We start from the raw sequence: 16,196 nt of genomic DNA, 5'->3' as shown, positions 1-16,196 counted from the left end.
CAAGAAGCAGACGGACGATTCCTTTTGTTTTCTTCATCACCATTTTTATTGTTTAGCTATTGTTTTATTATATGGCCGTATGCGGATACGAAGGAAGCCTTTAATAAAAAGGAGACAGAGGAGTACTTAACTTATTTGAAAGAACAGCAAAATCTATGGGAAAGTATCGGGAATACCGGTCTTGTTTTTAATAGGAGAAGCATTGATGTTTATTTTCAGATAGGTAATCCTGTTTATGCAAAAAATGACTATAATTATAATTTATTTTTGGCAATGTCGCAGTCTTTTGAAGATCGAAACTTCGAGCGCATGCTTCAATTAAGAGTTTTTTATTTACAAAATAATCCAAGTGAGTATTTAGAGGATCGCTTTCTATTTCCGAAAGCGCCATCTCCTAGAAAAGATCGAGAGCATGCGTATTACCAAACGATGATGAAGTATGAGGATTATCTCAAAAAGGATCACCCCGTTACTTTCGGTTTGATGTATGAGAAAACTGGGTTGCAAACATTGCAGAATCTCCTTCAAAACTACGGGATTTACTTCCTATTATTTTGTGTCATTTATTTTAGTAGTGATATTCTTTCAAGGGATCGAAAACATCAGGCGATCCTCCAGGGCCTACCATTATCTTGGTATCGTCAACTGAATTTGAAATCACTGTCGGCATTTCTTTATTCAATGGCATTCATTGGTAGCGTGATTGTTGTTGGAGTGCTCCTCATGACGATTCAGTTCGGATTTGGGTATTTCGATTTGAATGTTCCGATCATGATTAAGCAAGAAACGTTCGCACCCGAGGATTACAGTGTCATTTCAATTGCGGCTTATTTAGGGAAGACACTCGTTGTCCTACCGTTGTTAGTCATCCTATTCGTACGGTTGAATGTCGTTTTAAGCTTACTTTTTAAAAATGAATGGATTGTCTTATTTTTAAGCAGTTTGTTACTGTTCTCAGAACGACTTTATTTTACGCGCTCGACAAGGGAATTATTCGGCAAGGACATTAGCCTATTTCCGCAGACTTATTTTGATTTCGGAAAAATCATTAATGGGGAAAAGAATTTTTTGTTGAACACGGAAACCATTACCTATGCAAAGGGCATCATCGTCCTATTTATTACATATCTCGTCATCGAGGTCATTCTGTATTTCGTTTCCCTTATCATTAATAAACGCCGATTCTATCTAACAAGTTAAAAGCGGGAAAGGAGGAAGGACAAAATGTTCCGGAAATATTTACTGTTTGAAACGAAGTTATTATTATTAAGTAAAAAAAATTGGTTGTTAGGACTTGCGTTAATTCTCTTTTTTCCACTTTATTATTCACATTATAGTCAATTGGAAATTGTGGATATTCAAGATGAGATAACCGAAAACTCGGAGCAATTCTATGAGATTTTCGATTCATTTCCTGCTTCTGTTTGGCAAACTCAAGAAGGCAAAGAAACCTACGCAAATTTATTAGAACAAGTAGGATTGATATTCTGGCAAAGGCTTTACTTAAGTAAAGAGGTAAAGGTAAACAACCCTGAGAGTTTTTTTAGTGCAGGACCTAATTTTCATAAGTTTTTTGATGCAGGACTTAGGCTGAATGAGTTGCGTCTAGAATTGCATCAAAAAGGAAATAAAGGGATTCGGCGGGATCATATTGTCCCAGTTGATGAAATACTCAAAGAAAATGCGCTCTACCAGTATCACAAAGAGCATGAACTCTCCCTCGTCCAGGATCCATTTAAAGCGAGCAATTTTATAAAGGCCGCATTGAATTTCATAAGTGGAACGTTGTTTTGCATTCTCGTATTGTTAGTGGGAAGTAGCATGCTTGTGAATGATCAACTTCATCCTTCCGTCTTATTCGGGTTCCCGATTTCGTTCATGGGGAAAGCAATTAGTAAGGTAGGCGTCCATTTTGTTCAAATTATGCTTTTTCTCTGTGTAGCTATATTGATAGGCAGTTATTATGTAGCGGGAAAAGCGGGATGGGGAGATTTTAGAACTCCTGTACTCATTTATCAAGACGCAGATTTTATCGCAATATCCATGCTGCGCTATTTGTTTTACATGCTCGTAGCATTTGGTTTAATTGCCCTATTACTTTTATTCACGTTCCTATTAGTTAATCTCGTGACGAAAAACTTGTACGCCGCAATTGTCATTATCCTATTTGTATTGCTGTCTCCACAACTTCTTCAAGCTGCCGGAGTGGAGACAAATTGGCTCTACCCACTAAAATTCATTGATATCAGCGCTGTTTTAAGCGGGGATGCAGCTAAAGAATATGGGATTGAAAAACTTGATTTCAAGCATGCGTATAGTTGGCTTGTCGTTCTTAATTTGATTGTGATTGCAATTTTATATGGTAGGAATAAGCTCATGCATATTCGAAAAGTTGAAACCATCCCATTAAAATATAGTTGAAAGGTTAGGGGAAGATGATGATAAAATTATCAAATGTAACGATAGCCTATAATGATAAAATCGTGTTGGATTCATTGGATTTAACAGCGAGTAAAGGGGAAATCATCGGAGTTGCGGCACCGAATGGAACAGGTAAGACGACGATGTTCAATGTAATGGCGAATTTTGTGAAACCCGATTCCGGACATGTGTTTTTTGATGGGAAATATACGTACCGCAATGAGAAAGAAGAATTGCACATTCACCGGATGTTGGCGACATTCCCGAACAAAAGGATCTATTTGAGGAATTATCCGGCGTCGATCACATGAAACTTTACGCAAATATGTGGAAAGGGTCGACGAAGCATATACGTTCAATCATCGACCGTCTTCACATGGGACATTATGTGAAACGGAAAGTCCGCACGTATTCATTAGGGATGCGACAACGATTATGCTTCGCGATGATGATGGCAGCCGACACGCCTATTATGTTGATGGATGAAGTCATGAATGGTCTAGATGTCGAGAATGTTGCTCTCATATCAGAATGTTTAATGGAAATGAAGCAGGATAAGCTCATATTTGTCGCATCGCACTTGTTGTCAAACTTGGACCTTTACGCCGATCGAGTTCTTTTTTTGAAAGACGGAAAGTTTGTTCACGAACAGAAATTTACGGATGAAAATGAGGACTTCCTTAAAGTGGAAGTAAGTTTCGAACAGTATGAAACGCTTCAAGCAGTGTTAGGTTTGCCTGCAGGCCATATGTTTATAGCCAATTATTTATTATGCATTCCATTAGGTGGAATGAGTGAGTCAGAACAAACGAAATGGATGGCGCAGATGCTCAAATATAATAATGAAATGACAATCGGGCCATTGGGGACGGTGGAATATTATGAAAAATATTATGCTAAGTCGGTTTAAAGCCAAGGGGATAATAATTGGAATTTTTGTTAGCATTCTTGTTTTGTCTGGTTGTCATAATTTACAAGGAAAGAAGTCGGAAATGATAAGCGTATATGCCGACAATTTCGAAATAAGCGGAACTACAAGAGATACAATCACTGGAAAAATTCATCCCACAATTTTTACCACAGTGGATCGAAGTAATAAAGGGGCGAAAAAAACGTACGGACCGATGCCTACAAAAAAGGGAGCTAAGGTAACTATCGAGGCTGGGAGGTACGTATTGACTGGTAATCCATCAGGGAATATTTATATTTACGATAAAGATGATAACTTGCTCGTTCGAGAAATCGTAGGGGATAAAGCCGGGGGTGCCTACATTAACGGCTGACATCGATTCAACGTTTTCGATTGTATTTGACGGTGGATATAATACGGTAACGATACAACCTGTAAAGACAGAGCTTTCCACAGAGCTGACTACAGGCATATGGGATGTCGGGTTGGATATTGAACCGGGGGACTATACAATAAGCATCCCAGCTGGATATGGCTTTGTACAAATTTTAGAAGAAGATAAAGACCCTCGCCTATTTGAATTGATGGCAGGTGGATTAACAAACTCCAAAAGTCTGGTTCAGTTGAAAGAAGGGCAAAAGGTGCGTGTGTCAAAAGTTGCGGTTGTTTACTTTGAACCGGTAAGTGAATGAGATGGTGGAAGTGATGTTGGGGTCCAGTGGCTGAAATGGCTGCTGGGCTTTTTAAATTGGAAATGCCCGCAAACAGGTGAAGTGCCCTTGGAATAGCAACTTTCGTAGTTAAGTTATTAGAAACTATTGAACTATTAATTTATATATGTATAGTAAGATGTAATGGAAAAATTTGAAAAAATGAACAAACTTTTTATATACAAATAAGGGAGGGGGAGCTGAGATGAATCGAAATTATTTAAAGCATGAATTTTTAATTACAGCAAGAAGCAGACGTACGATTCCATTTGTTTTCTTCATCGCTGTTTTATTGTTTTGTTTTTGTTTAATTTTATGGCCGTATGCGAATACGAAGGAAGCATTTAATAAAAAGGAGACAGAGGAGTATCTAACTTATTTGGGAGACCAGCAAAAACTATGGAGAAGTATCGGTAATACCGGCATTGTTTTTGAGTGGATTAGTGTTAACTATTATCGTCAGGATGGTCATCCCGTTTATGCGGCGAATGCCCGTAATTATGAATTGTTTTCTGGAATGCTGAAGTCTTTTGAGGATCGTGATTTTGCACGCCTGCTCAATTTAAGGACATTTTATTTGTTACATAATCCAGATGAATATTTAGAAGACAGGTATTTATTTCAGACCGTACCATTTCCTAGTAAGGATCGGAAGCATGCATATTACCAAACGATGATGAAGTATGAGGATTATCACAATAAGGATTACCCAGTGACTTTTGGGTTGATGTATGAGAAAACCGGGTTGCAAACATTACAGAATTTCCTTCAAAACTATGGGGTTTACTTCCTATTATTTTGTGTCATTTATTTTAGCAGCGATATTCTTGCAAGGGATCGAAAACATCAGGCTGTTCTTCAAGGCTTGCCATTATCTTGGTATCGCCAACTGAATTTGAAATCATTGTCTGCATTCCTTTATTCAATGGCGTTCATTATTAGTTTTATCGTTGTCGGAGTGTTAGCCATGACAATTCAGTTTGGGTTCGGATATTTCGATTTGAATGTTCCCATCATGATTCAGCAAAAAACGTTTACACCCGATGACTATAGTGTCATTTCTTTAGGTTCCTATTTAGGAAAGACACTCGTCATCATACCGCTATTAGTCATCCTATTCGTACGGTTAAATATCGTTTTAAGCCTGATTTTTAAAAATGAATGGATAGTCCTTTTCACAAGCAGTTTGCTATTGTTCTCTGAACGTCTTTATTTTAGTCGTTCGACAAAAGAATTGTTCGGCATGGACATCAGCCTGTTTCCACAAACTTATTTTGATTTTGGAAAAATCATTGATGGGGAAAAGAATTTTTTATTGAACACAGAAACGATTACCTATGCAAAGGGTATTCTCGTGATACTTATTACATACCTCGTCATCGAGGTCATGCTGTATATCGTTTCCCTTATCATTAATAAACGCCGATTCTATTTAGCCAATTAAAAGTGGGAGAGGGGGAAGGACAAGTATATGTTCTGGAAATATTTATTATTTGAAACAAAGTTATTACTATTAAATAAGAAAAATTGGTTATTAGGAATTGCACTGATCCTCTTTTTCCGCTTTATTATTCATATTATAGTCAATTGGATTTGGTTGACGTAAGGGATGAAATGGATGAAGAAGTCGATAAACTTCATAAGGCTTTCGATAAATTTCCAGGTTCTGTTTGGCAAACTGAAGAAGGAAAAGAAATTCGCGGCATTTTGATACAACAATCTTCATTGCTAAGCCAGCAAAGGTATGCGTTATGGAAAGATGATGATTTTCATGAGTTTTTTGATGCCGGTCTAGAGTTGAATGAATTGCGTCTTGAGATGCATCGACGAGGGAATAAAGGGATACAAAAGGAGTATATTATTCCAGTTGACGAAATACTAAAAGAAAATGCTCTTTACCGGTATCACAAAGAGCATGAACTTCCCTTCATCCAAAATCAGTTTAAGGCGAGCAATTACATACCCGCCGCATTGCCTCTTATAAGCGGAGTCATGTTCTGCCTGTTCGTATTGTTAGCGGGAAGTACTATGCTTGTAAATGATCAACAGCATCCTTCTGTCGTGTACGGGTTTCCCATTTCCTTTATGCAAAAAGCGGCTAATAAAGTAGGGGTTCATCTCGTGCAAGTAATGTTCTTTCTTTCTGCAAGTATATTGATAGGCGGTTATTATGTATCTAGAAAAACAGGGTGGGGAGACTTTAGAACTCCTGTAGTCATTTATCAGAACGCAGATTATATTGCAGTATCGATGCTACGTTATTTGTTACTCATGTCCATCGCATTTGGTTTGATTGCTCTATTGCTGTTATTTGCTTTCCTGTTAATTAATATCGTGACAAAAAACTTGTACGCGACAATTTTGATTCTATTATTTGTGTTGCTGTCTCCTCAACTTCTGTTGGTTGCCGGAGTAGAAACGAATTGGCTATATCCACTGGAAATTATTGATATCGGTGCCGTTTTAAGCGGGGAAGCTGCTAAGGAATTCGGCATAGAAAAACTTGATTTCAAGCATGCTTTTAGTTGGCTTGTGGTCCTGAATTTGATTATCATCTCCGTTTTATATGGAAGAAATAAGTTAGCCCAAATTCAAAAAGTGGAAACAGTACCAATAAAATCGAGTTGAAAGGTTAGGGACGGTGGAATATTATGAGAAGCATTATGCAAAATCGGTTTGATGCCAAGGGAGTATTAATTGGGATTTTTATTTGCATGTTAGTCTTATCCGGTTGTCATAATTTACAAGGAACCAAGTCGGAAAAAAGAATCGTATATGCAGACAACTATGAAATTACTGGAACTACAAAAGATGAAATGATTGGAAAGGTTCATCCGGCAATTTTCACGACGGTCGATCGAAGTAATATAGAAGCAAAAAGAACGTTTGGACCGATGCCGACAAAAAGGGGAGCAATGCTAAAAATCGAAACAGGAAGATATAAAATGACTGGCCATCCATCAGGGAATATTTATATTTACGATAAAGATAATAACTTGCTCGTTCAGGAAATCGTGGGAGAAAAAGCCGGCGTGCCTACTTTAACCGTTGATATCGATTCAACGTATTCGATTCTTTTTGACGGTGGTTATAATACAGTAACCATCGAACCTGTAGGAACAATGCTTTCCACAGAGTTGACCGCGGGTATATGGGATGTCGGGTTGGACATTGAACCGGGGGATTATACAATCAGCATCCCTGATGGATATGGATTTGTACAAATTTTGGAACAAGGAGCAGACCCTCGCCTTTTTGAATTGATGGGAAGCGAATTGAAAAGCTCCAAAAGTAGAGTTCAGTTGCAAGAAGGGCAGAAGGTGCGTGTGTCGAGAGTTTCGGTTGTTTACTTTGAACCGGTAAGTGAATGAGGTGGTGGATGTGATGATAGAGTCCAGTGGCTGAGAATGGCTGCTGGGCTTTTTTATGGATTGTTTTATTTACAACGCGGAGGGGGGGTTCTCGTTTATGTGGAAGGAGTTCTCCTTTAATAGCGAAGAGTTCTCGTTCATGCTGTAAGAGTTCTCCTTTAACAGTGAGGAGTTCTCGTTCATGCTGTAGGAGTTCTCCTTTAACAGCGAAGAGTTCTCGTTTATGCTGTAAGAGTTCTCCTTTAACAGTGAAGAGTTCTCGTTCATGCTGTAAGAGTTCTCCTTTAACAGCGAAGAGTTCTCGTTCATGCTGTAAGAGTTCTCCTTTAATAGCGAAGAGTTCTCGTTCTCACAGAAAGAGTTCTCATTAAGGCACTCAGCTGTTCATTCCTTCGATTAAAAGAAAGTTTTCAGGGAACTGTAATAGGGAGACTAATCGAAGGAGTTGTTCAACATGAAAGACAACCGTTTCCAAACAAATACCGATAAGGAAGACAACGGATTTACGGGAATGCCTAATGCGAAATTTCCCGATTTTGAACCTGAACAAGACGGCAAGAAACAAGTAATGCAATTTCAAAATTCCACGGAAGCAAGGAAAAAGCCATGTACAAATGACAAAAAATAACAACAGAAAAGAAAAGCTATACACATCGTCCATCGATGCGTATAGCTTTTTTGATTTAATCAATAATTAGTGCAAATTTTATAGATAAGCCCTAATGAGTACTTCCGTAAAGCAATTCCCTGGAGTATAGTGGAAATATATGTTCTTTTATATGAAGGCAGACAGGGGATAGTTAGTTGAGAAGAATCATTATGCTGATCTTAATTACGGGGTGTTTTTTAACGGGGTGTTCGCAAAAGGAAAAGATTATTGTTCCGGATGATTTTGCTGCAATTCAAGCGAATCCGCTGGAGATTGAGTTGCAAATGGAATACTCGGAAATCACGGTCGGTATGATCGGTGACATTCTTTTACATCATCCCTTATATACATACGACAACTATGATGCTTCATTTAGTGCCGTCAAGGATAAAATGACAGGAATCGATTTTCTGATAGCCAATCAGGAATCATTGCCGGGTGGTGTGGAGTTAGGGTTGTCTGGCTATCCGCGGTTTAATAGTCCGAAACATATTATCCGAGATTTAAAAGCGAATGGCGTAGATTTGCTGTCCATCGCGAATAACCATACGATGGATAAATCGGAACGCGGGCTATTGAATGCAATCAATTACATGAATGAATACGGGATGCCTTACATTGGCGCCTATGAATCCGCCGAGGATCGGAATGAAAAGCGAATTTTTGACGTGAAAGGAATTCGCGTTGGTGTTTTAAATTACACATATGGTCTGAATGGGTTGCCTGTTCCGAGAGGGAAAGATTATATGGTTTCATTGATTGATAGGGAACAGATGGAGATTGATATACGGGAAATAAGAAAAGAGACGGATGTAACGGTCGTTTCAATCCATTGGGGAAATGAATATGCATTGCAGCCTTCTGAGTACCAGCAGGAACTTGCCGACTGGCTTGCTGCACAACAAGTGGATATAGTTTTTGGCCATCACCCACATGTTCTTCAACCGTATGCTGAAATTGGCAAGACAAAGATCTTTTATTCATTGGGCAACTTTTACTCAGCCCAGCAATTTGATTCCACATATATCGGCGGAATTGCTGAAGTGACCGTTTCTAAGGGGCAATATGCGGCAAGGAGTTTTGTCGAAGTGGGGAATTCAACATTCTATCCGACGGCTGTTGTTCGCGATGAGAATAGAAGATTTGTAGTTGTTCCTCTACAGGAGGATGGGGTTGGGTTCGATGCGCAGTGGGTGGAGATGCATGTTGGTCTACCGAAGTGAATTTAAAGCAAAATCACTCACTTTTAGCCATTAAATCTTACAGAAAAACGCAGAGGTTTTAACATCATCTGCGTTTTCAGCTTTTATTAACTTGTTCTTTCACTAAAGCACCCGATTCTTTACGATTTTTTCAACTTCAGGAATTGAGTTAATCCACTATTGATAAACGCACGTTAATGGAAGATACTTTAATCTTCATGATTTCATAGACATGGCAAGTTGCATCACCAGCCGTACAGGAGTCGCTGGGTTTTCCATTTGATTGACATCTCCAACAAAAAACATGTCCTTTTCGGGATAGTAAAATGCAAAGGAACCTGTTGAACCGGAATGGCCAACTACCTCACCTTTTCCCATGAATAGTGTTGCAAACCCATTTAGTGGAATTCTCATATATCCAGGACCGTAATGAATGGGAAGCATAGAAACCTGCAACCTGTTGTTTACTTGTAGGTCTTGAAAAACAAAAGTTGTAAATAACTTTCCTTTAAAGAAAGCCTTGATAAAGACCATTAAATCATGAGCCGTAGAAATACATCCGCCACTCGCGCGAACGCTCCTTAGTAATTTTGGACGGTGTACGGCAGTGTCCTTATAATAAAGATGCGGGATGAAATCTTCTTCATCTACAGGAAGATACGTATCTTTTAGTCCTAACGGATCGAAAATTAATTGTCTAAACACGTCTTCCAATGATGAATTCGTAACGATTTCAATTACTTTTCCAAGGAGTTCAAAGTTTATATTTGCGTAATGAGCTCTTTTTCCCATATCCGGTGCAAAATGTGGCTTGATGTCCTTTGTCTTTAGTAGGGTTTCATTAAAATCAATTTGCACATCATCGAAAAATATCGCACGTTTTTTCGACTTGTTGCTACCTTCCTCAATCCCATCCCGCAATCCACTTGTATGAAACAATAAGTTCGAGAGGGTAAGTCTATTAGAATAATCGCGACCTTTGTAAACATGAAGGTTCTTTAATGTATCTTTTTTTAAATAGCTTGTTAGTTCATCATCTAATGTAAGTTTACCCTGCTCTCTCAACATAAAAATACAACAGGTTGTGAACAGCTTTGTGATACTTGCAATAAAGAATGGTGTATCTGTATGCTTATCCCCGTGCCCAAAACTGTATGAAACATCGCCATTGGAGTTTTCAACTAGAAGAACAGATTCATGTATGTGCTTTTTCTTTGTGATGTTGTCGAAAACTTTTCGGAACTTTTGTTCTTGAATTTCCATATGGCTAACCTCCCCCTTGTTATATTAGCGATTTTGACTAATACCATTGAACTACATGTTAATTTTAACACTAAATTCTATAATCCTCAAAATATTTGAAAAAGATAAAGGGGATGAGGACAACACTCGGTTCATCTTAAATAGATAATGACATTCAAAAATTAAAACTTTATCGGTAATGCTGACCCTCTAGGAATAGCCTAAAAACTTCGTAATTGCCATACAAAAAAAGAACGAATTCTTATGCGAATTCGTCCTCTGGGATTCCCCACTTTTTTCTATTATTTTGAAAGTCTATTAATAAATAGTTTAAATTCATTTGAAGTTACATTTTTAGTTGTGCCATAAGTTCCATCAGTATAGCCTGAAGTTAACTCATTAACGTAGAGTGTGTTGATGTAGTCATTTGCCCAGTTTGATGTTGAGACGTCCGTGAAAGGGGTGGTCCCAGATACGATTGGGATGTCAAATGCCCCGACCAAAACTTTTGCCAGCTCACTTCTTGTCAAATAGTCATCCGGCATGAACTGTCCTGCTGAATTTCCAGAGAAGATTTTAGCTTCTGCGACTGCAGCAATATCATCATATTGTGGATGTGACGTTGAAATATCAGTGAATGTGACTTCGTTTGTAGTACTTGAAAGATCCAATTCCTTTACAAGGATTTCAGCTATTTCAGCTCTTGTAGCGTATTGTACTTGGGAGATGGATGCAATTTGTGTTTCTGCCGAGAAATCTTTCACTCGACGTGCTCCAATATATCGTTTTCCCCAATATGCAGGGTCGTTGATGGAAGAAATCATTACGCCTCTACTTGTTGAAGCATGAATGAATTTGCTGGATCCGATATAGATTCCGACATGTGAAACTCCGCGTCCTGATGTGTTGAAGAATACAAGATCACCAGTTTGCAAATTACTTTTTGAGACGGCTTTTCCAGTGGAATATTGTTGATCTGTAGATCTTGGAATCGAAACCCCTTCTTTTTCCAATACGAATTGTGTATATCCCGAACAATCGAATCCGGAAGTTGTCGTCCCACCATATCTATAAGGCGTTCCCATATGAGCTTTTGCGCTCGTTATAAGAGATGCAGACGTGCTTGCAGAGGCCGTGGATTGGGCGGACGTTGAGATTAATAGGCATGCAAAAACCGCAAATACAAGTCTTTTCATATGTTTCTCAATTTCCCCTTTCGCACATTTCTATAGGTGTGCTTTGTCTGTGAACTCATCCTAACACTTTTAAACCCCTGTTTTGGTTACAGTCACATTACGTTAGGATTACAGCTGACAAAGTACACTAAAAACCCCTATTACCAACGTTTTTAGAGGCAAATAAATTTATGGAATCAATTAAAATAGCTTTTTCGACATAATAATATAGAAAAACTGTAATTCTATTAAGCTTCCTGTAATATGCCAGTAATAATGTTGGAAAAGATATGCAAATTACTCAGAGATTTGTTGTATATGGTATAATTGTCGATAATTCATCGTGAAAACTGACTATGGAATTTAAAGATGGGATGAAAATAGATGCAAAAAATAATGATATTCAGCAATATGTACCCGACTCAAAAACACCCGACATACGGTATTTTTGTGAAGAATCAAGTGGAGCTTCTGCGATCCAAAGGCTTGGATGTAGAGATTATTGCAATTACAGATCCTGCTAAAGGAAAAATAGCGAATTTGAAGAAATACCTCATCTGGTTTATGAGGTCAATGATGCACATGTTGGGGGATAACCGTAGGACTACATTGACACATGCCCATTATGCCTTTCCAACAGGCGTTCTTTCTTTGATAGGAAAAAAGCTGTTTCGTTTGCCATATGTCGTCACAGTACATGGCGGAGACATCGACAAAATGGCAGCCAAGAATGAAAAGATTCGGTCAGCTACGAAGAAAATTCTTCAAGGCGCGGACGCTGTCATCGTAGTAGGGGAACGACTGAAAAAGGATATCGTCGAGGGATTTGGTGTGGACCAAGGGCGTGTCCACGTGATGAGCATGGGGGTTGATACAGAAGTGTTCAAGCCGATGCCAAAATCTGAAGCAAGACAAGAACTCGATATTCCGGAGAGTGAAAAAACGCTTTTATTCGTCGGAAATATGATTGAGGCAAAAGGCGTTCTTGACCTAGTGGACGCTTTCAAAGTTATCCAAGAAAAGTATCCTGATGCAAAACTCCATATGATTGGGTCTGATAAAGATGAGGCATTCATGCGTATTTTTGCCAAGCGTTTGCTTGATAATGATGTACGAATCATTCATCATCTGCCAATGCCGCAAAAGGAAATTGCCAAATGGATAGCGGCGGCCGATGTTTTCGTCCTCCCTTCCCATCATGAGGGGTTCGGTCTCGTGGCACTCGAAGCAATGTCAGTAGGTACACCTGTTGTCGGCACGGATGTTGGCGGGCTATCCTATCTCCTCGCGGAAGGAGCAGGAATATTAGTTGAACCGAAAAATCCACAATCACTTGCAGAAGGCATAGTACAGGCTTTATCCGAATCAGGGGAAAACAGAAGTAGTGTGATGCAGAGTACTGCTGCGAGCCACTCCTATGATGTTATCTCAAAACGATTAATGAAGATTTATGAAGAGATTGAAAAGACAAGAAAAAAGAAATCCTAAAGCCGGAAAAATCCGGCTTTTTTTCTTTGCCAAGGTAAGCTATTCTTTATATAGAAGGTAGACGGTGATTGGAGAGATTATGATGTTGATCAATAAACAAATCGGAGAGTGGTTCGACCACTTCCATAAACATCCTGAAATCAGTTGGAAGGAAGTCGAAACGACTAAAAAGATAGCAGAAATCCTTACGGAAATGAATGTGAAACATCATACATTCGATGACGTAACAGGTGTCGTGGCGGAAATCGGTGAAGGGGATCGAATTATTGCCGTTCGTGCCGATATTGACGCCCTATGGCAAGAGGTTGATGGCGTTTTTCGCGCTAACCATTCTTGCGGACATGACGCAAATATTTCGATGGTGATAGGTGCGCTCGCTTATTTGAAGGAACAGGAACTCGGAGGACGCATCCGCTTTATCTTCCAACCTGCAGAGGAAAAGGGCAATGGTGCTATTTCGATGATCGAGAGAGGAGCAGTTGACGGAGTATCCATCTGTTCGGCGTTCATCTCCGACCAAAAGAAGAAATTCCGTTCGGGAAAGTATCACCCGCCATTCATCATGGGGCGGCGATTTTCCTCGAAGCAAAAGTGAGTGGAGAGGATGCTCATGGGGCGCGTCCACAGCAGGGAAGAAATGCGCTCGATCCGATATTTGCCATTGCGTCATTTATTAAAACAATACACTTTTCACCGTACGAAGCCTATTCAGCAAAATTGACTAAGATCCAAGCGGGTGGGAAAGTTTGAATATCATCCCCGGTAACGCAGTGTTTGCAATCGATGTACGGGCACAGTCTAATTCCGTTTTAAAAGCATTGAGGGAACGAATCGACACAGGTATCCAAACGATAGCAGACTTGCATAATGTTAAAATCGAGGTGAATTGGTCAGATTACACACCTGCTGCGGAAGTGTCGGAAGAGGCGTCAGCATTGGCGAGGGACGGAATATTGGAAGCGGTCGGTGAAGAGGGGTATGCACCTGCTATCATCACGTCCGGTAGCGATGACTTCCATTTCTATACGATTCATCGTCCGGAGATAAAGGCGGCGATGATCGGGGTGGGGGCGGACCTCGGTCCGGGACTCCATCATCCGAATATGACGTTTAATCATGATGCGCTTGATGTTGGCGCAAGGGTGTTAGCTACGACATTGGCGAAGGCTTCGTGTTTGGATTAATTAATAATGAAAAAAGCCGCCACACTTGAAAGTAAGTGTGGCGGCTTTTTATTAATTTGCACAAGATCCATTTTCCCGTGTCCAGGGTCCATTCTTTTTCACAAAGGCCCATTCTTCCGCGTTCAGGGTCCATTCTTTTTCACAAAGGCCCATTCTCCCGCGTTCAGGGTCCATTCTTTTTCACAAAGGCCCATTCTTCCACGCTCAAGGTCCATTCCACGTTCACATAAAGAAATTCTCTTCTCCAATTCGATCATACAATCCGCTCTTTTTAAACATTGCGAGCTTCTGCTTTGGCAATTTCTTTATGATGATTTTCACATTCTTTTTCTTCGCCTCACCCAATAATGTGAATAGCGCGGCCTCGCCCGTGGCGTCAATCATTGAGAGATGTTCAAAATCCAAAATGATCGTACCAGTTCCTTTCGAGAGTATACCTGGCATTTTATCCTCAAACGTCTTTGCACTGCCGAAAAATAAAGGACCATCAAAGATAAACTTTGTCACATCTTCCCGAATTTATGAATTTCTACATCGGAAAGTTTACCCACTGAAATGTTCAGTTTGCCACTCATTTTCCGCAAGAATGACAATGCTGCTAAAAGGATACCGATTTGTACGGCAACAGTCAGATTGATGAAAATCGTTAGCAAGAATGTTGTGACGAGTACGATTGAATCGCTTGATCGAACGGATAAAATATGAACAAATGACTTCCTTGCGCTCATATTCCAAGCGACAAACATTAGAATTGGAGCCATCGCTGCCAATGGAATATAAGAAGCGTAAGGCGCGAACAGTAATAGGAATAATAGCACGAATACACTTTGAACGATGCCGGAAACAGGGCCGACTGCACCGGAACGGATATTGGTCGCTGTCCGGGCGATTGCCCCGGTTGCCGGAATGCCGCCGAATAATGGTGAAACGATATTGGCGATTCCCTGACCGAATAATTCACGCTTGGAATCATGCTTCGGTCCTTCTTTCATTCCATCCGCAACAACCGCGGACAATAGCGATTCGATTGCGCCCAATGCGGCAATGATTAGTGCCGGCTGCCATAAGTTCAATAACTTTGTAAGTGTAATCTGGGGAAAATGGAAACCCGGTAACGTTTGCGGAATTCCGCCGAATGCCGTACCGATTGTCTCTACTTTTCCTGGAAATAAAAGGACAGATATAATCGTCGGGATTAAAAGCGCTACAAGCAACACCGGCAACTTTGGAGCTAATTTTGGCAATATGAAAATTATAGAAAGGCCGATGACCGCTGTAAGGACTGCAAAAATATTAATTGTATGAAGGTGTTTCGCCACATCAATCATATTCTCATGGAAGAATTCCTTGCTTTCCAATCCTGACAGTCCGAGGAAATTCCCGAACTGGCCTGTGAATATAATGATTGCTATTCCTGAAGTGAACCCAATCGTGACGGATCGGGGCACGAAATGAATTAGATTGCTGACACCTAAGTAGCTCATAATGACAAGGAAAATACCTGCAAGAAAACCGGCAATCAAAAGATCCTCATAGCCGTACTGAAGAACGATTGCCAGAAGAATGGGGATGAACGCGCCGGTAGGTCCCGCGATTTGAAAACGCGAACCTCCAAATAACGCAACGAGGAACCCTGCAATGATTGTTGTGTACAATCCATATTCGGGTTTAACACCTGAAGCAATTGCAAAAGCCATCCCTAGTGGAATGGCTACGATACCTACAGTGATCCCTGAAAGTAAATCTTTCCGAAATCCAGCTGCATTATAATCAACAAACCGCTGATCTTTGAACAATTTGGTCCCTTCTTCCACCGTATTTTTATAAAATACATTCTATCTTTA

The 16,196-nt window shown here is 39.9% G+C and carries 13 protein-coding genes and 3 pseudogenes; 12 read left to right on the top strand and 4 right to left on the bottom strand.

The window, feature by feature from the left end; genetic code table 11:
- Positions 1-24 precede the first annotated feature (24 nt).
- From QNH10_RS18385 to QNH10_RS18345, 8 genes and pseudogenes are all read left to right on the top strand, one after another.
- Complete coding sequence (locus tag QNH10_RS18385) at positions 25-1,200, top strand: hypothetical protein (RefSeq protein WP_283732722.1); 1,176 nt, start codon at positions 25-27, stop codon at positions 1,198-1,200.
- A 24-nt stretch (positions 1,201-1,224) separates the two neighbouring features.
- Positions 1,225-2,421, top strand: a complete 1,197-nt coding sequence (locus tag QNH10_RS18380) for a hypothetical protein (protein ID WP_283732721.1) — start codon at positions 1,225-1,227, stop codon at positions 2,419-2,421.
- Positions 2,422-2,435: 14 nt separating this feature from the next.
- Positions 2,436-3,331: pseudogene (locus tag QNH10_RS18370) on the top strand (ATP-binding cassette domain-containing protein).
- On the top strand, positions 3,303-3,704 hold the full coding sequence (locus QNH10_RS18365; protein ID WP_283732718.1) for a hypothetical protein: 402 nt from the start codon (positions 3,303-3,305) through the stop codon (positions 3,702-3,704). The pseudogene QNH10_RS18370 and the gene QNH10_RS18365 overlap by 29 nt, the downstream one beginning before the upstream one ends.
- Positions 3,685-4,023: a hypothetical protein gene (locus tag QNH10_RS18360; protein WP_283732717.1), complete on the top strand. Its 339-nt coding sequence runs from the start codon at positions 3,685-3,687 to the stop codon at positions 4,021-4,023. Before QNH10_RS18365 ends, QNH10_RS18360 begins: the two co-directional genes overlap by 20 nt.
- A gap of 223 nt (positions 4,024-4,246) precedes the next feature.
- Positions 4,247-5,485, top strand: a complete 1,239-nt coding sequence (locus QNH10_RS18355; protein ID WP_283732716.1) for a hypothetical protein — start codon at positions 4,247-4,249, stop codon at positions 5,483-5,485.
- Positions 5,486-5,655: 170 nt separating this feature from the next.
- Entirely contained in the window at positions 5,656-6,669 is a 1,014-nt protein-coding gene (locus tag QNH10_RS18350; protein WP_283732715.1) for a hypothetical protein, read from the top strand.
- A 23-nt stretch (positions 6,670-6,692) separates the two neighbouring features.
- Positions 6,693-7,412, top strand: coding sequence for a hypothetical protein (locus QNH10_RS18345; protein ID WP_283732714.1), 720 nt, complete (start codon positions 6,693-6,695; stop codon positions 7,410-7,412).
- A 69-nt stretch (positions 7,413-7,481) separates the two neighbouring features.
- On the opposite strand, the gene QNH10_RS18340 is transcribed toward QNH10_RS18345, so the two are convergent.
- Complete coding sequence (locus tag QNH10_RS18340; RefSeq protein ID WP_283732713.1) at positions 7,482-7,721, bottom strand: hypothetical protein; 240 nt, start codon at positions 7,719-7,721, stop codon at positions 7,482-7,484.
- Between the two features lie 145 nt (positions 7,722-7,866).
- Here QNH10_RS18340 and QNH10_RS18335 point away from each other — a divergent pair, with 145 nt between their 5' ends.
- A complete protein-coding gene (locus tag QNH10_RS18335) occupies positions 7,867-8,040 on the top strand; it encodes a hypothetical protein (protein WP_283732712.1) in 174 nt (57 codons plus the stop codon).
- Between the two features lie 176 nt (positions 8,041-8,216).
- Positions 8,217-9,284, top strand: a complete 1,068-nt coding sequence (locus QNH10_RS18330) for a CapA family protein (protein ID WP_283732711.1) — start codon at positions 8,217-8,219, stop codon at positions 9,282-9,284.
- A gap of 195 nt (positions 9,285-9,479) precedes the next feature.
- On the opposite strand, the gene QNH10_RS18325 is transcribed toward QNH10_RS18330, so the two are convergent.
- Positions 9,480-10,526: a serine hydrolase domain-containing protein gene (locus QNH10_RS18325; protein ID WP_283732710.1), complete on the bottom strand. Its 1,047-nt coding sequence runs from the start codon at positions 10,524-10,526 to the stop codon at positions 9,480-9,482.
- A gap of 281 nt (positions 10,527-10,807) precedes the next feature.
- Entirely contained in the window at positions 10,808-11,701 is an 894-nt protein-coding gene (locus QNH10_RS18320; protein WP_283732709.1) for a C40 family peptidase, read from the bottom strand.
- Between the two features lie 363 nt (positions 11,702-12,064).
- On the opposite strand from QNH10_RS18320, the gene QNH10_RS18315 reads away from it, so the two are divergent.
- Both QNH10_RS18315 and QNH10_RS18310 read left to right on the top strand, forming a co-directional pair.
- On the top strand, positions 12,065-13,168 hold the full coding sequence (locus QNH10_RS18315) for a glycosyltransferase (RefSeq protein WP_283732708.1): 1,104 nt from the start codon (positions 12,065-12,067) through the stop codon (positions 13,166-13,168).
- A gap of 82 nt (positions 13,169-13,250) precedes the next feature.
- Positions 13,251-14,352 (top strand): annotated as a pseudogene (locus QNH10_RS18310) (amidohydrolase).
- A gap of 222 nt (positions 14,353-14,574) precedes the next feature.
- Here QNH10_RS18310 and QNH10_RS18300 read toward each other — a convergent pair.
- Positions 14,575-16,148 (bottom strand): annotated as a pseudogene (locus QNH10_RS18300) (SulP family inorganic anion transporter).
- Positions 16,149-16,196 lie beyond the last annotated feature (48 nt).

The organism is Sporosarcina thermotolerans (genome assembly GCF_030067815.1).
Classification (GTDB): Bacteria; Bacillota; Bacilli; order Bacillales_A; family Planococcaceae; genus Sporosarcina; species Sporosarcina thermotolerans.
The sequence above is the reverse complement of the archived record's forward strand: the minus strand, read 5'-3'. Positions and strand labels throughout refer to the sequence as shown.